The following is a 17,241-nucleotide window of genomic DNA, read 5'->3' as shown; positions in this document are numbered from 1 at the left end:
TCCATGGGGAAGTTCATGGACTTCCCCATGGAGATCATCGTGACCGTTCACAGACGCTGAGGACTACGTGATCGTGACCGTCACGAAATTCCGACCAGACCCATTTTCAATTTCAAGGAGCCCCAACAAGCCAGGCTCGGACACGGGCGGGTGAACTCCGGCATGCTGAGAACCACCGTGCGGGCGCGGACGTGCTGCCAGGCAGGGGACCGATCCACGAGGTGCAGCTTTCCGAACCCGGCCTGCTCGTTGTCGAGGTCGCGGCCGCCGACGATGCGACGGCGTTCGCGTTCCACGACGTGATCGCACGCACCTGGGCGACCGCAACGGCAGACAGGACAACCCGAGATCCCGGCCAGTCCGGCGTACGGCTCCGCCTCTGCCTTGACCTGCGCCAGACACTAAGGGCGTCGTATCATCCAGTCCCCCGCAGTCCCGTCCAATCCAGAGGAACACGGAGGAAACCGGGAGGAATGGGCAACTCCGAATCTCGGGATGTGATGTCGGCACATTGCGGTGGCATGGCAAACTCCTTGTTCCCTTCGGCCACTTGAGCTGTGGATGCGGGAACGGTATGCCACATCGCCGACCTCGCGCCTGAGGGCGCTGCAATCCGCGCCATGGGGCACATCCGGGCAGGTTAAGTGACGGGCACTCAAAGGAACTGGCGGGTACCTGGCAAGGATCTGCTAAGTACCGCGAGTTTCCTCTATGCATCACTGACCTGCGGCTTCGCTAGTTGTCCGATTCTCGCCGTATACCGGCCTTGGGACAAACGGGGCAGCGGATGGCGAAAAGCCTCTGCTCACGTCGCCGTCACTCGCCGCCAGGGTGGCACCGCAGCCAGGCTCCACAAAGCGTCCAGGTGCTGGTTCCAAGTGGCGACAGCGGCCCTGGTGGCGTCGGTGTCCCTCGCGGACCAGACATTCAGATCGGTGCGGTGGCCCTTGGGGTCGTAATACTCAGGGCCCGAGGTACGCAGGATCAAGCGGGCGACCACGTCGTAAAGACCGTGCAGCACCAACTCCCGGTTGAAAATACAGATCTTGTCTCTCGGTATCCCGTGATAGAGGCGGAACTCGCTCTCCACCGTCACCCGTCCCAACCTGTTGAGCCGGTCCGCGAGCACGGACAGCGCCTCGTCGAACCCCTGGCACTTCAGTTCCTGGCTTCGCCGGAATGCAGAGTCGTCCAGCGGCTCACCGTTCGGCCCCACCCTGGACGGGACAGTCATGGGTTGCCCGAAATCCGGCACAAGCACTCTGATGCAAACACGCCTGGTGCGTCCGGGGTCGTCGAGAAGGTCCTCCAAGCGGCGGTAAAGCGCGCCGACGATCGTCTCCCCGGTATAGCCGAGAAAGGTGATCTCCACCGTCCGGGCACGGAAGGCCTCGTCCACGAATCGGCCCACCTCAGGCGATCCCACCTGTGACCGCTCAGGCAGCCGAAGCGACGCGGCCAGGTCCTGCACCGCGTCGTACAGCACGTACGCCACGAGGCTGAGGAGCGCGCCGCCGACGAACGTCTTGCCCTGCAGGGCGTCTCCGACCGGTGTGACGAACTGGGCAGTCAGCCCGACGGTGAAGATTCCGAGGAGAAAGAACCGCGTCACCGCGGGCTCGAAACGTGTCAGACAACGCCTCAGACGATGGGCCACGCCGGGCTCGGCCGACCCGTTCCCTGGCACAGACATGCGCAACCCTTCCCCCGTACCGAGCCGCCCGGCGTCGCCTCATGTGCCCGCGGGGCCGGCCCGTCTCATGCCGTCATGGTTTCCAATCCGGCACTGGCCGGGCAAGAGGGGGATTCGCTGTCGCGCCACACGTCGACCAGCGGGTCCATCTTGCCGGGTCCGTGGTGTAGATCACCACATCAGTGCGGGTGCTCGGGGTGGTCACCGTCTGGTCGGCGCTGCGGAAGCGGCTGAAATCCTCGGCTACAACAAGGCCGACAGCTTCATGGGCGCGCTCGGGCACGGGCATCTGCCCGACCTCGAGCAGCCTGACGGATACGAGTACCGCCGCGGCAGCGCCGGCCGACCGCGCCAACAACGTTGGAAACGCTCCCGCGTTGAGGAACTGGCCGCCCGCCGCTCCTCCTCCACATCCTGACTGCAGCGCACCGAACCGCGTCGTACGCGGGATACCGTAAGACCGCGGCCTCCGGCTATGGGATCGACGAACGCCCGGTGGACCAGAACGCCGCACGATGGACGGTATAGAGAGGCCAGCCACCTCTCCGCCGCGAAGCCGCACGGCTTCGCGGAACCGGCCATCGCCGCTTCGCGGCCCTCAGCTTCCGGCAGGCCGCCACTCTCCGCAGCTGCACGTCTTTCCCAAGCTGCACGGCGTCCCGGTCGCCTGTAGCCGGCCACCGGGTCGACTCCGAACCTGCCCCTCCCCCGCCCTTCGCTACGGAGCTTCCATGTCCCGACCTGACCGCGCCCTTCACGTGGTCATCGACCCGGGTCGTGTCCGCGCCGAGGACGCCGCGCTCATTGCCGACGTGCCGCCTGGGCTGCTCCCGCCTCCAGAAGGACCAGTGCCTGACCGGCCGACCTGGGCCGGTCGTCCGCCCAAGTGGCATAAACGGGGCGACTCCTACCGCACGGATACCAGGCTGCCGCGCGTAACCGCGGCCGCTACCGCGTCTTCGAACAGATGGCGCTGACTGAGGAGTTGAAGCCGTACCAGGAGCGCCTCGATCAGCTCATGGCCGTTGAGGTCGAGGAAGAGTCGGCACAGGCGGCACTGAAAGACGAGGTGTGGGCCATCACGCTCCTGCTGTGGTCCCACGCCGAGTTGACCTGCAAGTCCAACGCGATCTGGACACCGGGCAACGAGAGCGCGGTGACCGAAGCGCGGGAGGCCCCGCGCCGGACCCTCGCCGCTGCGCTGGACGCGATCGTCGGGCGTGTCGGAAACCTTGAGCACTACGCGCAGACCGTACGCACCACCGCACGCCCCGGCGCGAACGCCGGGGAAAGTCTCGCGCCGAAGCGTCTCCGCGCTCTCCCGGCCCCGAGCATGTTTCCCTACGATCCACCATCAGGCACGCAAGGGGGAGGCGGGCAATGGCTGACGACGACAGTTCCAGGCTCACAGACGACTCCACCAGCCCATCACCAGACCCCGCAGCAAGGGGGCGTCTCAGGTCCGCGCTTCGGTGGGTTCTGCTCATCTACGCGCTGGTGGTGGGGGCCGTAGCCGGGGTGGATCTGCTCACCGGGGACGACCTGAGCATTCGTATGGACGGAGCGGTACTCGGTTGCCTCGCTCTCGTCACCGTGCTGGGGTGCGCTGCGTCGTTCTCCGAGCATGCCACCCAGCGCCCACGGATCTTCCTACTCGCGACCGCCGACATCTCAGCACTACTGACGAACCTGTGGCTGCTCTCCCGCATCCAGTCGAACTTCGTCTGGCAGATCCGCCTGACCACTGTGCTGGTCAGTGTGTCTGCGACGATGCTGATCGCGGCATTCCTGGCATGGGGGGATGTCCGGCAAGCGCGCCATGCCCGTCCCGTCCCTCAACCCGCCGGCGATTCGGACCCACACCAGTCGTTGTCCGCCCGGGCCACGATGTTCGCTGGTGCACTGGGGGCCGTCGGAACGCTCCTGGCCGCAAGCCTCGCTCTCCCTCAGTTCTGGTATGCCGTGCGCTACAAGCCGTACGCCTCCGCGCCTGTCATGTCGGCCGAGAATGAGATCAAGCAAGTACGCAATTACGGCGGCCAGTTGGAGATCACAGCGACCATCACGCTGGAGAACTCCGGGGACACTCCGGTCACGGTCCTGGTGTCCATGTACGAGATCACCGGCAGCGTCGTCACCGCCGACGGCATCCGCCGCCACCCCCACACCACCACGATGACCGATGCGGTGCGCAAGAACTACGGCCCAGTCGCCCGCTACAACACCTACGCGACCTACCCCGACCCACAACAGATCCAGGTCGGCACCGTCGCCTGGGACCACGCATGGCTCGGCCCCGGCGAAAAAACCCAGACAACCGTGCTCGCGCACGCCCCCCGAAACCGATTCAACCTCCTGCGTATCACCACCGACGTCGCCGTCGCCCGCGCCGACCAGGTCGAGGTCGAAGCGAACCCACATGGCCCCGAGCGCGTCGAGAAAGACTGCGACGGCACCACGATCATCGAAACCCGACAGCCCATCCGCCACGCCGGCCTCCTGGACCTGATGACGGAAGGCGACCGGGAACTGGTCACCCTCTGGGTGACCGGCGGAGCCAGGGACGACAAGACGCCGTGGTGGCCAGCTTTTCCTTGGATCAACGCCTCCCTCCAACACACCGGCCACCCCTGCACACACGCTCTCAACCAAGACGACGACGGCCTGGAATCCCGCGCCATGCTCGGATGGGCCGGCGCCATCGCCGAAGCCGGCCCACCCACCCCCTAACCACGGGCACGTCCTTCGGACAATCCACCCCGCCCCCTGATCGAGGCAACTGCGGCCTGCAACGAGGTCATTGACGCCGTCCGCAGTGTGTCAAGCCGTCATTGGTCGCTCGCCGTGGGCGTCTGCTGCAGCATGGCCACCGCCATGAAGGGGGCCGACTGCCCGGTCGGCAGGATTACTTCTTGCCGCGACAGGCCGATATGCGCGTGGTCCCCGAACCCGGCCGAGGGCACCAGCTCGACAACCGCCCGATCGCGCAGCACCGTTCGCGCACGTCCCTGCCACCACACCCAGCCGGCTGCCCACCCCCCCTGTGCCGGCGGCCGCGGCTGCGGCCGGCCACCAGGCGTATGCACAGCTCCAGCTGACCAGGCTCTCCGGAGCCGTGGCGACCCAGTCCATCAGCGAGGAGACGCCCAGCATCAGCAGCCCCTCGGTGCTCGGAAGCGGGCAGGACGGCGGCGTCGCGCACGCGACTCCTCCCCGCATGCCACGTCCACCAGAAGGAACCAGACCCGCCGTACGAGGACCGTGCCGCAGACCACGGCCAGCAGCGGCACCAACGGCCACCCTCGCCGCTCGACCGCCGTCTTCGCCACCGAATCCCCTATGAGCGGCAGGTGGTCAGGTTGCGCAGGTCACCGCCCTACCACGAGCCTCGCACGCACCCCAGCACGAACACCACCGCGACCAGCCACCCGCATCAATTCACGACGACGTCCAGCGCCACATCCCTGCGGCTGCGCTCCGACCCGACATCCGACGAACCCATATCTGTGGCTCTCCGAGACCCGGGCGGCCCACTGCCGCCCTCTCACCCACCACAAGGAGCCGTAAGCCGCCGAACGTGACCACCCGCGCCGAGAATTCTTTGCTCGACGTCGGATGTCGACGGTCGTGCAGCGCGTGACGTTCCACAGTCGGGGTGGGCACCAGGCCAGCGCACCGGACCATGGCGCATGGACTGGTCGATCAAACCCACGCTCGCGTCGCTCGCCGGAGTGGCCTTGGGCAGCGCGGGAACCTTGGTGGGTCAATATCTGTCGACCCAGGCCTCGGCTCGGCATGCGGCGACCGAACGCGCGCAGGCTCTGCGCGCGGAGCGCAAGGATTCGATCACGCGCTTCTTGGCCGTGGCGCAGGAGGCGGAAGGCATTGCTGAACGCTGGCAGAGCCACGGCGGTCTCGCCGGTCGTGACGGCGGGGGCGAGCTGGTCGTTCTGGTGGATGAAGCCGAGCGCCTTGTCCGCGTACCAGCCGGCTTTGTTGTACCGCAGGATCGCCTTGCGCAGCTGCGCGTCGTTGCTCAGGTCGCTCTTTCCGGTGCCGCACAGATATAGGGCGGTGCCGAGCGCGGCGTCGAATGCGTTGTTGGGGTCTTTGATGCCGTCCTCGTTACCGTCCGCGCCGGACGGGCCTTCCCAGGTGGAGGGGATGAACTGCATAGGGCCGACCGCCCGGTCGTACGCAGTGTCGCCGTCCCAGCGGCCGTTGCCGTTTCCGGAGTTCAGTCGCCCGCCTGCGTGGCGATGTTGAACCGGCCGAGTGCGCTTCAGTCATCGATCCCCTGAACCCCGGCGGCCTTCGTCGGGCACCGGCCAGCAGCACCGCCGGGCCAGTTGTTCCCCCAGTCACAGAGTTGGCCGTGGCCGGTCCGCCGGGGAGATACAGACCGGCCACGGGGCGCGGGAGTGGTCGTTCTACTGACGCCACTTCGAGCTGGTCACAGCGTTTCTCTGAGACGCTGTTGGTGCAGACGCTGAAGTATCGGATTGGCCCATTCGTCTACGTGGAGGGCACACGTCCGATCCTCGACGCGGCGCTGCTGGTTCACTTGGTCAGTGGTCACCAGTTGCTGAGGAGGCACGTCAGCATGCAGCGCTGCTCTTCCTCGACCTGCCCTTCCTCCAGCGTCTGAAGGGAGTCGAGGTCCGAGTCGATGTTCATGTCCACGACTGTCACCCCCTTCCTTCTTCGGGTCGAACGCTGTCGGCCTACAGATCACCGTCGGCCGAAGGTCGGTACCGAAGGGCGCGTTTCCCACCGCCCGACGAGTTCGGCGTACATGTCGTTGTGGGCTATCAACTCCCCGTGCGAGCCCAGGTCCACTGGGTGCCGTCGAGTATGAGGATGTACGGCGGGCAATGCGGATTCCTCGTGCCACGTGCCGGACAGCGTCGTCATAGCGCTCCGCCAGCAACTCGGCCCAGCCGAGCTGACTCAATAGATCGAGAACAGTTACCAAGTCGCTTGATCTCCGCGGCCTCCTCGGACGTGGCTCCGGGCCGCTGGTCGGCGTCGACCTCGGCCTTGCGGACCCGGGTCCGCACCGTCTCGGCCGCACCGATCCCCGATCGACCTCATGGCCCGCCGCCGCACCGGGGAATCTCACCCCAACCTGGCGAGACACCTGAACACTCGAAATAGAGTGCGCTCTTTGATGAACTGGGGTCAGGAGGCAGGATCCTCCGCCTCGATGGTGTCCTCGGTAGCCGCCGGGCGGGGCAATAGCGGGCTGCCTGCGGCGACGAGGTGCACAAGCTGCTCGTGTGTCACGTCGGCCGAGGTGCCCTGCCAGATGGTTCGCCCCTGCCGCAGGACGTGGAAGCGGTCACCGAGGGCGTACAGCTCCTCCAAGTCGTCCGAGACGACGAGGATGGCGGCGCCAGCCGCAGCGCGCTCACGCAGCAGGCGGTGGATCTGGGCTTTGGTCCCGATGTCGACGCCGGCCGTGGGCTGATCGATGATGAGCACGTCGGGTTCGGCAGCGAACGTCTTGCCGAGTACGACTTTCTGCTGGTTGCCGCCGCTGAATGTCGCGGCATGTGCGTCGATGTTGCCGGGGTGGATCTCCAGGTCTTCTACGAGCCGCTTGCTCAGGCGTCGGACCGTACGCTGTGGCACGACGCCCCAGCGCCCGAGCCGGTGGTGCAAGGCCATGAGGCTGAGGTTCCGGGTCAGCGGGGCGGACAGACTCAGTCCCTGGTGCTTGCGGTCCTCGGGGATGAGAGCGACCCCGTTGGCGATGGCCATGCGCGGGTTCGCAAAGGACACCTTCTTCCCGTAAAGCCGAAGGCGTCCGTCTGTGGGCCTTTCAGCACCGGTGAGGATCCTGCAGAGCCTGGTCCGGCCGGAGCCGACGAGGCCGGCCACTCCCATGATCTCGCCCGCGCGCAGGCTGATGCTAACGTGGTTGAGGCGAGGTCCAGAGCTCACCGCGTTTGCTTCCAGCACCACGGGCTGCTCGTCGTCAGCGTGGTGGGCAGCGACCTCCTGGTCCAGGGTGTGCTTGAACTTCTCGCCCAGCATCAGCGCGCCCATCTGGCTTACCGACAGCGTTTTCGTGGGCTCGGAGGCGATGGCCCGGCCGTTGCGCATCACGGTAAGCCAGTCGGTTACCTCCCTCACCTCCTCGAGGAAGTGGGAGATGAACAAGAGCCCCACTCCGCGGTCGGCCAGTTCGCTCACAACACGGAACAGGGACTGCCGTTCGGCCTCGGACAGGCGGGCGGTCGGCTCGTCCAGGATGAGCACCTTCACGTCGTCGGCCATGGCCTTGACGATCTCGATGCGCTGCCGGATCGCGGGGCTGAGCGTGCCGACGGTGGCGTCGACGCCTTCGCCGATCTCAATGCCGACCTGTTCAACCAGGGCCTCGGCGCGGCTGCGGACGGCGCGAGCACTGTAACGCCACCGTCCGGGTTCCTGTCCGAGCAGGAGGTTCTCGGCGACCGTCATGTTCGACACGAGGCTGAATTCCTGGTGGATGACGGCGATGCCCTCGGCCCGGGACTGTCGGGGGCTGCCCAGCGCCGCGCGCTTGCCATCGAGGGTGACCAGGCCACTGTGGTTGGGGTACAGGCCCGCCAGCGTCTTAACCAGCGTCGATTTCCCTGCGCCGTTCTGCCCGATGAGCCCGTGAACTTGACCCGCGCGCACCTGGAGATCTATGTGGTCAAGGACCACGGCCGGGCCGAACTGCTTGGTTACGCCCGAAAGCTGAAGCCTGATGTCGCTGGGCATGGACACTCAATTCCTCTGTGTGCGGTGTGGCGTGTCGTGGGCGGCGCAGATCGTGTGAACGAAGCGGTACCGGGTCGGCCCTGCGCGCCTGCGGTGCTGAGGGGCAGGCGCGCAGGGCTGTCAGGTCACCCGCTCCACTCGGCGGGGTTGGCGTCGACGTTGTCCTTGGTGATCAGGGGCAGCGGGATGTAGTAGTTGGGCTGCTTGACCTTGTCTTTCTGGCCGGACAGCCAGTGGTACGCATACTGGGCGCCGAGCTTCCCCTCCAGGACGGGGCTCTGGTTGACGGTGCCGTACAGTGCGCCGGACTTGATAGCGGCCTCGACCTGCTTTGAGTAGTCGCCGGCGATGAAGCGGATCTCGTTGCGCCCGATCTTGCGTGCGTACTGGGCGCCGACGTACATCTCAGGTCCTTCGGCGACGATGGCGTCCAACTTGCCCTTGGGGTACTTCGACAGCAGGTCCTGGGTGACGGACAGGTTCTCGCTGTTCTTGAAGTTGTCGACGGGAGTCGCGACGATCTTGATGTTGGGGTGACTCTTCAGGACGTCCTTGATGCCCTTGAGTCGCTCGACCTGCGGGGTGTCGCCGAGCGGTCCGAGTTCGATCGCGATCTTGCCGCCGTTCGGGAAGGCCTCGACGATGAGCTTGCCCTCGCCCTGACCGTACTGGCGGTCCGAGGCGCCGATGTAGGTCACGAGGTCTGCGCCGGAGTGCAGTTGAGCGTTGAGTGCGATCACGGGGATGCCGGCGCGGTTGGCCTGCTTGATGGCGGGGATGACCGCGGTGGGGCTGGAGGAGCACACCAGGATCAGGTCCACGCGGCGGGCCACCAGGCTCTGAACGTTGGCGGCCTGCTTGGCGTTGTCGAGGCTGCCGTTGAGAACGACAGTCTTCATGCCCTGCCGCCGCGCCTCCTTCTCGAAGGCAGACTGCATCGAAGCGAGGAAGGGGATCTCGCTGTCGGCGTTGGCGAGACCGATGGTGAAGGTCTTGTCCTTACCTCCGGTGGCAGGGCCGCTACCTCCGGCGGCAGAACCGCTGCTGTCTTGACAGCCGACCGTGAGCCCGGCGAGGGAGACGGCGGCGGTCACAGCCGCCAGACCGCGTCTGAAAGTGCGGAAGGTGGGGGTGGATGCGGACATGGTTCTCCCTTGGGCGTTGTGCGAGGTTAGAAAAAGAGGGCAGTTGGTACGGAATGCGTGTCCGCAGCGTGTGGGCGCGCCCGGACGTGCCAGTCGGCGCTCAGGCTGATGCCGACTCGGTCAGTGGGGTGGTGGAGGAAGCGCCGGACACGGAAGGCGGCGGGGAAGCTTTCCTGCCGCGCCCGGCGCCGTCATGGAGTCGGCTGTAGCGGTCGATGACGACGGCCAACAGGATCACCAGGCCGGTGACAGCAGGCTTCCAGAAGGGCGAGACGTTGAGCTGGTTGAGTCCGTTGGAGATGACGCCGAGCAGGAGGGTGGCGGCGAGGACGTCCTCGATGCGTCCGACTCCGCCGGTCAGGGCGATGCCGCCGACCACGCAGATGGCGATGGCCTCCAAGGGCCAGTCGGCCGCGGCCGAGGGCTGCCCGACGTCGGTCTGACCAAGCAGCAGCAGGCCCGCGCCGCCGGCGAGTAGCCCTCCGACGGCGAAGGCGAAGATCTGCACTCGCTGCACCGGGACGCCCGACAGGTGGCTGGCTTCGGCGTTGCCGCCCACGCTGTAGATGTAGTGCCCGTACTTGGTGCGGGTCAGTAGGAACCACACGGCGAGCAGGCAGCACATGAAAACGGCGAAGATGACCGGGATGCCAGCGACCCGGGAGTTGGCCGCGCTCTCCAGCAGGGGTGTCACGCCTTGCTTGGACTCCGCGCCGGTAGCGACGAACAGCAGGCCCGAGACGATGCTGGCCATGGCGAACGTGGCGACGAAGGCGTTGATGCGGACCTTGGCGATCAGGATGCCGTTGGCGATGCCGACCGTGATGCCGACGAGGAGCCCGGCGGCGAGCGTCAGGACGGTGCCGTGACTGCTGGACATGACGGCGCCGACGACCGATGCGGCGGCTCCCACGGTGCCGACGGACAGGTCGAAGCCCCCGGAGATCATCATGACGGTCATGCCGCAGGCCACGATGCCGATGATGGCGTTCTGCTCGAGGATGTTCTCCAGGTTCACCGTTGAGCGGAACGTCGGGGACACGGCCATCAACACGACGGTAACGAGGGCGAACACCAGCCATAGACCGAAGCGCCGCAGTAGACCGCTTGTGATTGCGTCGTTCCTCATACCGGCGTGTTCTCCTGCTTCGTAATGTCGACGACCGTGCAGCGCCGAGCGGCTCCTGCGGAGCGGATGACTTCCAAGGCAGCGGGCGAGGCCTGCTTCGAAGCCACAGCGCGCAACCAGCAATCCGGCACTGCCGCAAGGTTCACCGCGTGTACGGCGCCCAGGGCGGCCGCGCCGATGAGACCTATTCGCATCTCCAACCTCGCGTCTCTCTCAGATCGTTGGGGACTTCCCTGCGGCTACAAACAGCGAGCCCCTACGGGGCGCAGACCCACCGCAGCGGGCCGAGTCGTATCGCCCGGCCTGCCCTTCGAAACTGGTAGTGTCTGGTCATTACCAGTTAGCCAGAGAGCATGGGCCAAGGGGCCGGGCGTGTCAACCCGCCTGACTAGAAAAGTACAAAGCTGGCAAGCTGGCCTATTGACGCCAAGAGGCCTGGGGGGTGGGGCGAGTTGCGCAGCAGCCCGCTGCGACAGTGACGCACCCCGAGGCGAGGGCACGAAGGGCGCCGGCCCACGAGTGCGGCGCCCAGCACCCGGTGGCGGTGAAAGGCAACCGCTCTCACATCATCGAGCTGCCGCCCGTGGCCTACTGCGCGGATTTCGGCCGCACGACTACGAAGTCTGCAGGCGCCTCACACCTCGTTCGGCGCACTCAGCCCGTTCAGCAAATGCCCGGTCAAGGGAACCGGCCCTGAGGCCGATCCGCTCGCCGCGCCGCCGGACGGCCGCCGGGCGAAGATTGCGCACCGGTCGCCTCCGCCAGATAGCCGCATAACTGAGGAAGCCCGGCTGGCGCCCCTCGACGACACCCCTATCCAGCAACGCCTTTTCCCGTGGCAGGCTCCAGCGCCGTCCAGCGGTGAGGGCGGTGAGACCACCAGCGCTGTGATGGCGTCGACGCTGGAGAACAGACCCAGGGCCGTCGCCTCCCGGGCGGGTGCTAGCTCAGATGTGACAAGGCGTCACCCGGCTTACGTGCCGTAGCTTCAGGGGCCAACTTCCGCCCAGTAGGTGGCGCCTTGCGCGTGGGCGTATGTGCCGTGTCGAACACAGACGGCGGCGACGATTTCCAGGCCGCGGCCGTGTTCGTCATCCGGTTCCGACACGCCGGAAGCGTGTCGGGGGCCGCTGTCGGAGACCTCGATGCGCAGGCTGTCGGTCTCGTTATCCCAGTGGATGTGCAAGATCACTGGCGGCAGTGCATGGATAACCGCATTGGTGAGTAGTTCGGAGGTGACGAGCAGCGCAGTGTCGAGGGCGCTGCCTATCGCACAGCGGGGCGTCAGGAAAGCGCATACATCGCGGCGGATCAACGGTACCTCTGCGGGATCAGCCCCGTTCACCGACAACACCAGGCAGGCTGCGGTTTCGATGGCTGCACGGTCGAGGTTTCGTGGTTCATCACAAGGCAGACTGTCGGTAACCGTCGAGGACGCACCGTAACTGGTGGCTGTTCCCGTCTGCGGGGGTGCTTGAGGTGCCATGGCGGATCTCGGCTTCTGATCGATGCAGACCTACTGGTAATTACCAGTTATGTCCAGTTTTAGGTCCCTCGTAGGTATCTGTCAACAGTGAGCGCAAAATACTGCGAACGCATGGCTGTTCCGTCGTCGGCTGGCGGCAGCCGCTGGGGCTCGGCGCCTCGAAAACGCGTGCTTCGGTGCGGGAAATGATTTCCACCCAGCGGAACTTGTTTTGTCGGCATTCATTGACGCTGCTGTGCCCGTCGCCGAGCTCGGCGATGCCATTGCTGAAATGTTGCCAGCGGCTGGCCATCCTCCAGCCAGGGCCAGGCGGCGGCGAAAGGCCCGATCATCTGGAACACCGGCCATGCCTCGCCAGGGCGTGTGGCTGTGACCAGCACATAGGCGAGGAGGTTCAGGTCGGCGAGAGCGGCTGCGTGCGTGAGGTAACCCGGTTGAAGCCAGTCGGCGAGGGCTTGGGCGATCAGGGCACGCTCTTGCGGCTGGCCCCAGTGACGGTGCGCCGTCAACTCCGTGATTCCGCCAGCTGTCTGCATGGCACGGTATCGGGCAAGGCTGGCGGTCAGGGCCAAAGCCGCAACGGGCGCGCGCGGAGGAGCGCCGGCCCTGACATCGTCGCTGAAGTACAGAGCCTGTGCATGAGAGCCGCATTCATGCGGGGACAAGTAGCGGAGCATTTGCAGGTGGGCTTCGCGGTTCCACGGATCGCGGGCTTTGATTTCCCCCCAGAGCGGGCGGAGGTGGGCAGCCGTGGTGCGGGTTAGCCGATGACAGGTGAGCATGCCCACCCAGGGAGCCGGATCGGCGGGGAGGAGTGCTGCTGCTTGTCGGCAGAGAGCGATGACGTCATGCGCGGCGTCGTCGGCGTATGACTGTGCCAACGCGGCATAGGCCTGGAACAGCAGGGCATCGGGGGAATCCGGGTGCCGTGCACGCCATTGGCGGGCCAGGACAGGAGCGTCCGGTAGCGCGGTGAGAACGAGAAGGCGGTGCATGCGCCTGTCCCAATCCTGGGCAGGGTCGCGTAGTGCCTGTTCGATCGGATAGGTCAGGGCGCCACGGTCGTTAGCTTCGGCCAGGTTGTCGCCCTGAGCAGCAATCTGGGCCTCTAGGTGGGACAGGACTCGCGCCAGGTCGCTGTCGTCCAACTCTGGCATCAGGCGGCGTGGCGGTTTCCGGCTTCCTTGACGGAACACAGCGATCACTCTCTCGTAATGGACAGCGGAGGCAGCCGAAGACGATGCTGCTTCCGCCGGAGAAGGAGCGGCAGTACGGGTCAGACACGTCAACTACCACCAGGGAAAGGGTCGGGCGTGGGTTCGGTGAGAGTGAAGGCTTCCGTCGTCTCGAGCGCATAGAGGGCTGCACCGAACAAGCCGGCATGCGCACCGAGCAGCGAGATCTCCACAGGTGGTGCTGACCGCCAGGCCAGGCGGCGTTGCAGCGCCGTGCGAACTGGTTCGGAAAGGAGAGGTCCTGCGGCGCTCATGCCCCCCGCCAGGACGATCTTCTCGGGATCGAGCAGCACGGTAGTGATGGCCAGCGCGCGGCCCAGGGCATCGGTTGCATCGGCCCAGACACGCGCCGCGTCTGGGTCGATCTTCAACCGGGCGGTCACGTCGGCTGCGGACTCAGCGTGTTTGCCGGAGCGGCGGTAGCGGTCAACGACGGCTCGGGCTGCGGCGTAGGCCTCAACGCAGCCGCGTTGTCCGCACTGGCAGAGTTCACCGTCCCTGTGGACGCAGATGTGGCCGAATTCGCCAGCCATGGCCTGCGCGCCGCTGATGAGGGCGCCGCCACTGACGATCCCGGCTGCCATTCCAGTGCCGAGGACAACGACCAGAAGATCTTGGCAGCCGTTGCCGCGACCGAGGCGCTGCTCGGCCAGGGTGGCAGCCCGGACGTCGTGCTCAAGGGTTACCGGCAGGCGCGTACGGTCTGCCACTGCGCGGACCAGCGGTGTGTTGTACAGCTTGAGGTTCGCCGCGAAGCGGACCACTCCCGCAGCGCGGTCGATCAGTCCCGGGGCGCACAGGCCAACGGCCACGGTCCCGGGCCGGGTGAGCGCGGCGGCAGTTTCAGTGACTGCGGCAAGAACCGTCTCTGTGCCGTCACAGACGGGGGTGGAAACGCGCAGGGTTTCCTCTGCCCTTCCCTGAGTGTTGATGCGGGCTGCCTTGATGGTGGTGCCGCCCAGATCGACGGCGACCACGGTGGAAGGGCCACTCATCAGTACCCCTGGCTGGCCGGCTTGTGGCGAGCCACACACCGGTAATAGAGCTGATCCCGGAGCTGCGAGGCCGCCAGTTCGTCCAGCACGACGGTGACGTGGGGGTGCAACTGGAGGATGGACGCCGGGCAGCGGGCGCTGACGGGTCCCTCAACGGCGGCGGCAACGGCCTGGGCCTTGTGGGGACCGGTGGCGATGAGGATGAGGTGACGGGCTTCCCCGATTGTGGCCAGTCCCTGGGTGATCACGTGCCGGGGCACGTCCACCAGGTTCTCGAAGAAGTGCGCATTGGCGCGACGGGTGGCGTCCGTGAGCGTCTTAAGGCGAGTGCGCGAGGCCAGTGAGGATCCTGGCTCGTTGAAGCCGATGTGGCCGTTGACGCCGATACCGAGGATCTGGACGTCGACAGGGCCACTTGCGGCTAGGGCCGCTTCGTAGCGGCGGGCCTCGGCGAGCGGGTCGGCTGTCATGCCTGAAGGGGCGTGCACGCGATCGTGGTTGAGGTCGGTGTGGTCTGCAAGTTCGCGACGGATGACGTGCGCGTAGGACTGGGGGTGGTCCGGTGGCAGCCCGACATACTCGTCGAGGAGGAAGGCATCGACGTCGGCGAGGGTCAAACCTTCTTCTCGGTGCCGGCGGGCCAGTTCGCGGTAGGCGCTCAGGGGGGACAAGCCCGTGGCCAGGCCGAGGGTCTTGGCACCGTTGAGCAGAGCACGATGCACTATGCCGGCCACGGTCTGTCCTGCCTCGGCGGCATCAGTGCGGATCACGACCTCCATGCCGGTGCTCCCGTCGTGAATCGCTCGCGTCCTGGAATGACCAGTCGGGGATCGGTGGGGCGGGTGATGAGGTGAGAAGGCTTGTTCATAAGGACTGACTGATCACTTTCTGTGCGGCAGCACGGGCCTGTTTCGGTTCGGTGGTGTTACGGGCCGCCGAGCCCAGCTTCTGGCATTACTGCAAGGTCAAGCGGGCGAGTTGGTCACGGACGGCGGTAACGGCTGGGCCGCCATGGACAGACTGGTTATCTGCAGGCCAACCAGTACCGCCGCCAGGAGCGGATCGGCGGCCGCTTCTCAGCAGGACGCCTACGAGCTAGTCGAGGTCGGTGGGAGCGCTGCCTACCTGATAGATGAGCAGGTGCGCCAACGGCTCCAGAGCCGCTTCAGCCTGGTCACCATCCCCTCAGCGCCATCAGATCGCCGTACCGGCCACCGGGTGTCATCACTCCGAGCAGGCTGCTGGTGGCGACCAGTTCCTTGCCGTCGAGGATGATGCTGACGGACACGTGGGCGGAGGTGACCGCGGGACCGGGCGTCAATGCCACTGCGTTAGTCAATCGCTACGACGCGCTGTGCCATGAGGCGGGACCTCTCCTGGGGCAGGCAGGGGCGTCAGGAGGAGATGGCGTCAGCCTGGCTCTGCTCGGTGACCTCCTCACGGCCGGGCGTGCGCAGGTTCCAGCGGCGGATGACGAATCGGAACAGCACGTAGTAGAGGGCGGCGTAGCCCAGGCCGATGGGGATGAGCAGCAGGGGATGGGTGGCCCTGCCCCAGTTGACGACGTAGTCGATAAGACCGGCGGAGAACGTGAATCCGTCGTGAATGCCCAGAGCGTTGACCAGGGCGAGCGAGGTGCCGGTCAGGAAGGCATGGACGAGGTACAGGGGCCAGGCCACGAAGAGGAAGGAGAACTCGATCGGTTCGGTGATGCCGGTGACCATGCTGGTCAGCGCAGCGGAGAGCATGATGCCGCCGACCGCCTTGCGCTGCTCGGGCCTGGCTTCGTGCCAGATGGCGAGGGCGGCGGAGGGCAGGGCGAACATCATGATCGGGAAGAAGCCGGTCATGAAGATGCCCGCGTTGGGGTCGCCGGCGAAGAAGCGGTTGAGATCGCCGTGGACGTTGTTGTAGTCGCCCAGGATGAACCACACTACGGAGTTGAGGATGTGGTGCAGGCCGAGGGGAATCAGCAGCTTGTTGGCCATGCCATAGATGCCGCCGCCGATGATGCTGTTCTGGTCGACGGCCTTGCCAACGGCGGTCAGGCCGTTGATGAACAACGGGTAGACCAGGCTCATGAGGACGCCGACGGCGAGGGCCGTGACCGCCATGATGATGGGTACGAGTCTGCGGCCGCTGAAGAATCCCAGGAAGGGCGGAAGCACGGTGCGGTAGAAGCGCTGCCAGAGCACGGCGGCCAGCAGGCCGATGACGATGCCACCCAGCACTCCAAAATTGATCGTGGCCGGGGCCCCTGAGGGGTCCTTGACGCCCTTGAGGACCACGGGGGACATGGCGGCGAAAACACCGTCCAGGACCAGGTAGCCCACCACCGCGGCCAGCGCTGTGGAGCCGTCGGCCTTCTTCGCGAAGCCGATCGCAATGCCGACAGCGAAGATCAGAGGCAGGTGCGTGAAGAGCGCGCCCCCGGCGGCAGAGATCACCGCGGCCGCATCGTGAAGAGCGGAGAAGCGCCCCAATACGTCGTTCTGCCCCAGCCGCAACAGCAGTCCTGCGGCAGGCAATGTAGCGATCGGCAGCATCAGGCTGCGACCGAGTTTCTGCAGGCCTCCCAATCCCGAGCGGCGGGATGCGGAAGCGGATGTGCTTGCACTCATAACGACCTCATGGATGTGCGTGCTGGAGAGAACGGCCGTGGCAGACAGATGGGCCGGGATCCGGCTGTGAGCGGCACCGGGACGACAGTGGACCGTACAGGTCCTGTCTGGTTATTACCAGTGTTCAGCCAGAGATATCTCGCCAGTAGAGGAGTGTCAATAGTCGGCACATATGCCAACCCGC

15 protein-coding genes are annotated in these 17,241 nt (G+C 66.1%); 4 read left to right on the top strand and 11 right to left on the bottom strand.

What is annotated here, in order from left to right:
• Positions 1–80: 80 nt before the first annotated feature.
• A complete protein-coding gene (locus ACZ4RZ_RS40955; protein ID WP_467752600.1) occupies positions 81–296 on the bottom strand; it encodes a hypothetical protein in 216 nt (71 codons plus the stop codon).
• On the opposite strand from ACZ4RZ_RS40955, the gene ACZ4RZ_RS40950 reads away from it, so the two are divergent.
• On the top strand, positions 192–554 hold the full coding sequence (locus ACZ4RZ_RS40950; RefSeq protein WP_467752549.1) for a DUF6207 family protein: 363 nt from the start codon (positions 192–194) through the stop codon (positions 552–554). The two genes, ACZ4RZ_RS40955 and ACZ4RZ_RS40950, sit on opposite strands and share 105 nt — an antisense overlap.
• 251 nt (positions 555–805) lie before the next feature.
• Here ACZ4RZ_RS40950 and ACZ4RZ_RS40945 read toward each other — a convergent pair whose 3' ends face one another.
• Positions 806–1,657, bottom strand: a complete 852-nt coding sequence (locus tag ACZ4RZ_RS40945) for a hypothetical protein (protein WP_467752547.1) — start codon at positions 1,655–1,657, stop codon at positions 806–808.
• Positions 1,658–2,660: 1,003 nt separating this feature from the next.
• Between ACZ4RZ_RS40945 and ACZ4RZ_RS40940 the strand changes: the two genes are divergently transcribed.
• From ACZ4RZ_RS40940 to ACZ4RZ_RS40930, 3 genes are all read left to right on the top strand, one after another.
• Positions 2,661–3,206, top strand: a complete 546-nt coding sequence (locus ACZ4RZ_RS40940) for a hypothetical protein (protein ID WP_467752546.1) — start codon at positions 2,661–2,663, stop codon at positions 3,204–3,206.
• 5 nt (positions 3,207–3,211) lie between these two features.
• Positions 3,212–4,423 carry a hypothetical protein gene (locus tag ACZ4RZ_RS40935; RefSeq protein WP_467752545.1) on the top strand — a complete coding sequence of 404 codons (1,212 nt, stop codon included), beginning with the start codon at positions 3,212–3,214 and terminating at the stop codon, positions 4,421–4,423.
• A 959-nt stretch (positions 4,424–5,382) separates the two neighbouring features.
• Complete coding sequence (locus ACZ4RZ_RS40930; protein ID WP_467752544.1) at positions 5,383–5,763, top strand: hypothetical protein; 381 nt, start codon at positions 5,383–5,385, stop codon at positions 5,761–5,763.
• A 1,111-nt stretch (positions 5,764–6,874) separates the two neighbouring features.
• Here the strand turns inward: ACZ4RZ_RS40930 and ACZ4RZ_RS40925 are convergent.
• The 9 genes from ACZ4RZ_RS40925 to ACZ4RZ_RS40885 form a co-directional block, all read right to left on the bottom strand.
• Positions 6,875–8,446, bottom strand: a complete 1,572-nt coding sequence (locus ACZ4RZ_RS40925) for a sugar ABC transporter ATP-binding protein (protein ID WP_467752542.1) — start codon at positions 8,444–8,446, stop codon at positions 6,875–6,877.
• Between the two features lie 125 nt (positions 8,447–8,571).
• Positions 8,572–9,591: a sugar ABC transporter substrate-binding protein gene (locus ACZ4RZ_RS40920; RefSeq protein WP_467752540.1), complete on the bottom strand. Its 1,020-nt coding sequence runs from the start codon at positions 9,589–9,591 to the stop codon at positions 8,572–8,574.
• A gap of 100 nt (positions 9,592–9,691) precedes the next feature.
• Positions 9,692–10,639: an ABC transporter permease gene (locus ACZ4RZ_RS40915; protein ID WP_467752538.1), complete on the bottom strand. Its 948-nt coding sequence runs from the start codon at positions 10,637–10,639 to the stop codon at positions 9,692–9,694.
• A gap of 1,069 nt (positions 10,640–11,708) precedes the next feature.
• Positions 11,709–12,206 (bottom strand): ATP-binding protein, encoded by a 498-nt coding sequence (locus ACZ4RZ_RS40910; RefSeq protein ID WP_467752536.1) that lies wholly within the window; start codon positions 12,204–12,206, stop codon positions 11,709–11,711.
• Positions 12,207–12,427: 221 nt separating this feature from the next.
• Positions 12,428–13,363, bottom strand: a complete 936-nt coding sequence (locus tag ACZ4RZ_RS40905) for a hypothetical protein (protein WP_467752592.1) — start codon at positions 13,361–13,363, stop codon at positions 12,428–12,430.
• 128 nt (positions 13,364–13,491) lie between these two features.
• On the bottom strand, positions 13,492–14,436 hold the full coding sequence (locus ACZ4RZ_RS40900) for an ROK family protein (protein WP_467752535.1): 945 nt from the start codon (positions 14,434–14,436) through the stop codon (positions 13,492–13,494).
• Complete coding sequence (nagB, locus tag ACZ4RZ_RS40895) at positions 14,436–15,215, bottom strand: glucosamine-6-phosphate deaminase (RefSeq protein WP_467752533.1); 780 nt, start codon at positions 15,213–15,215, stop codon at positions 14,436–14,438. Before nagB ends, ACZ4RZ_RS40900 begins: the two co-directional genes overlap by 1 nt.
• 395 nt (positions 15,216–15,610) lie before the next feature.
• The gene (locus ACZ4RZ_RS40890) at positions 15,611–15,763 is read right to left on the bottom strand and encodes a hypothetical protein (protein ID WP_467752532.1); all 153 of its coding nucleotides are present in this window, start codon (positions 15,761–15,763) and stop codon (positions 15,611–15,613) included.
• A 67-nt stretch (positions 15,764–15,830) separates the two neighbouring features.
• Entirely contained in the window at positions 15,831–17,057 is a 1,227-nt protein-coding gene (locus ACZ4RZ_RS40885) for a PTS transporter subunit EIIC (protein WP_467752530.1), read from the bottom strand.
• Between the last annotated feature and the right edge of the window lie 184 nt (positions 17,058–17,241).

Source organism: Streptomyces sp. NPDC027189 (assembly GCF_055566975.1).
The sequence above is the reverse complement of the archived record's forward strand: the minus strand, read 5'-3'. Positions and strand labels throughout refer to the sequence as shown.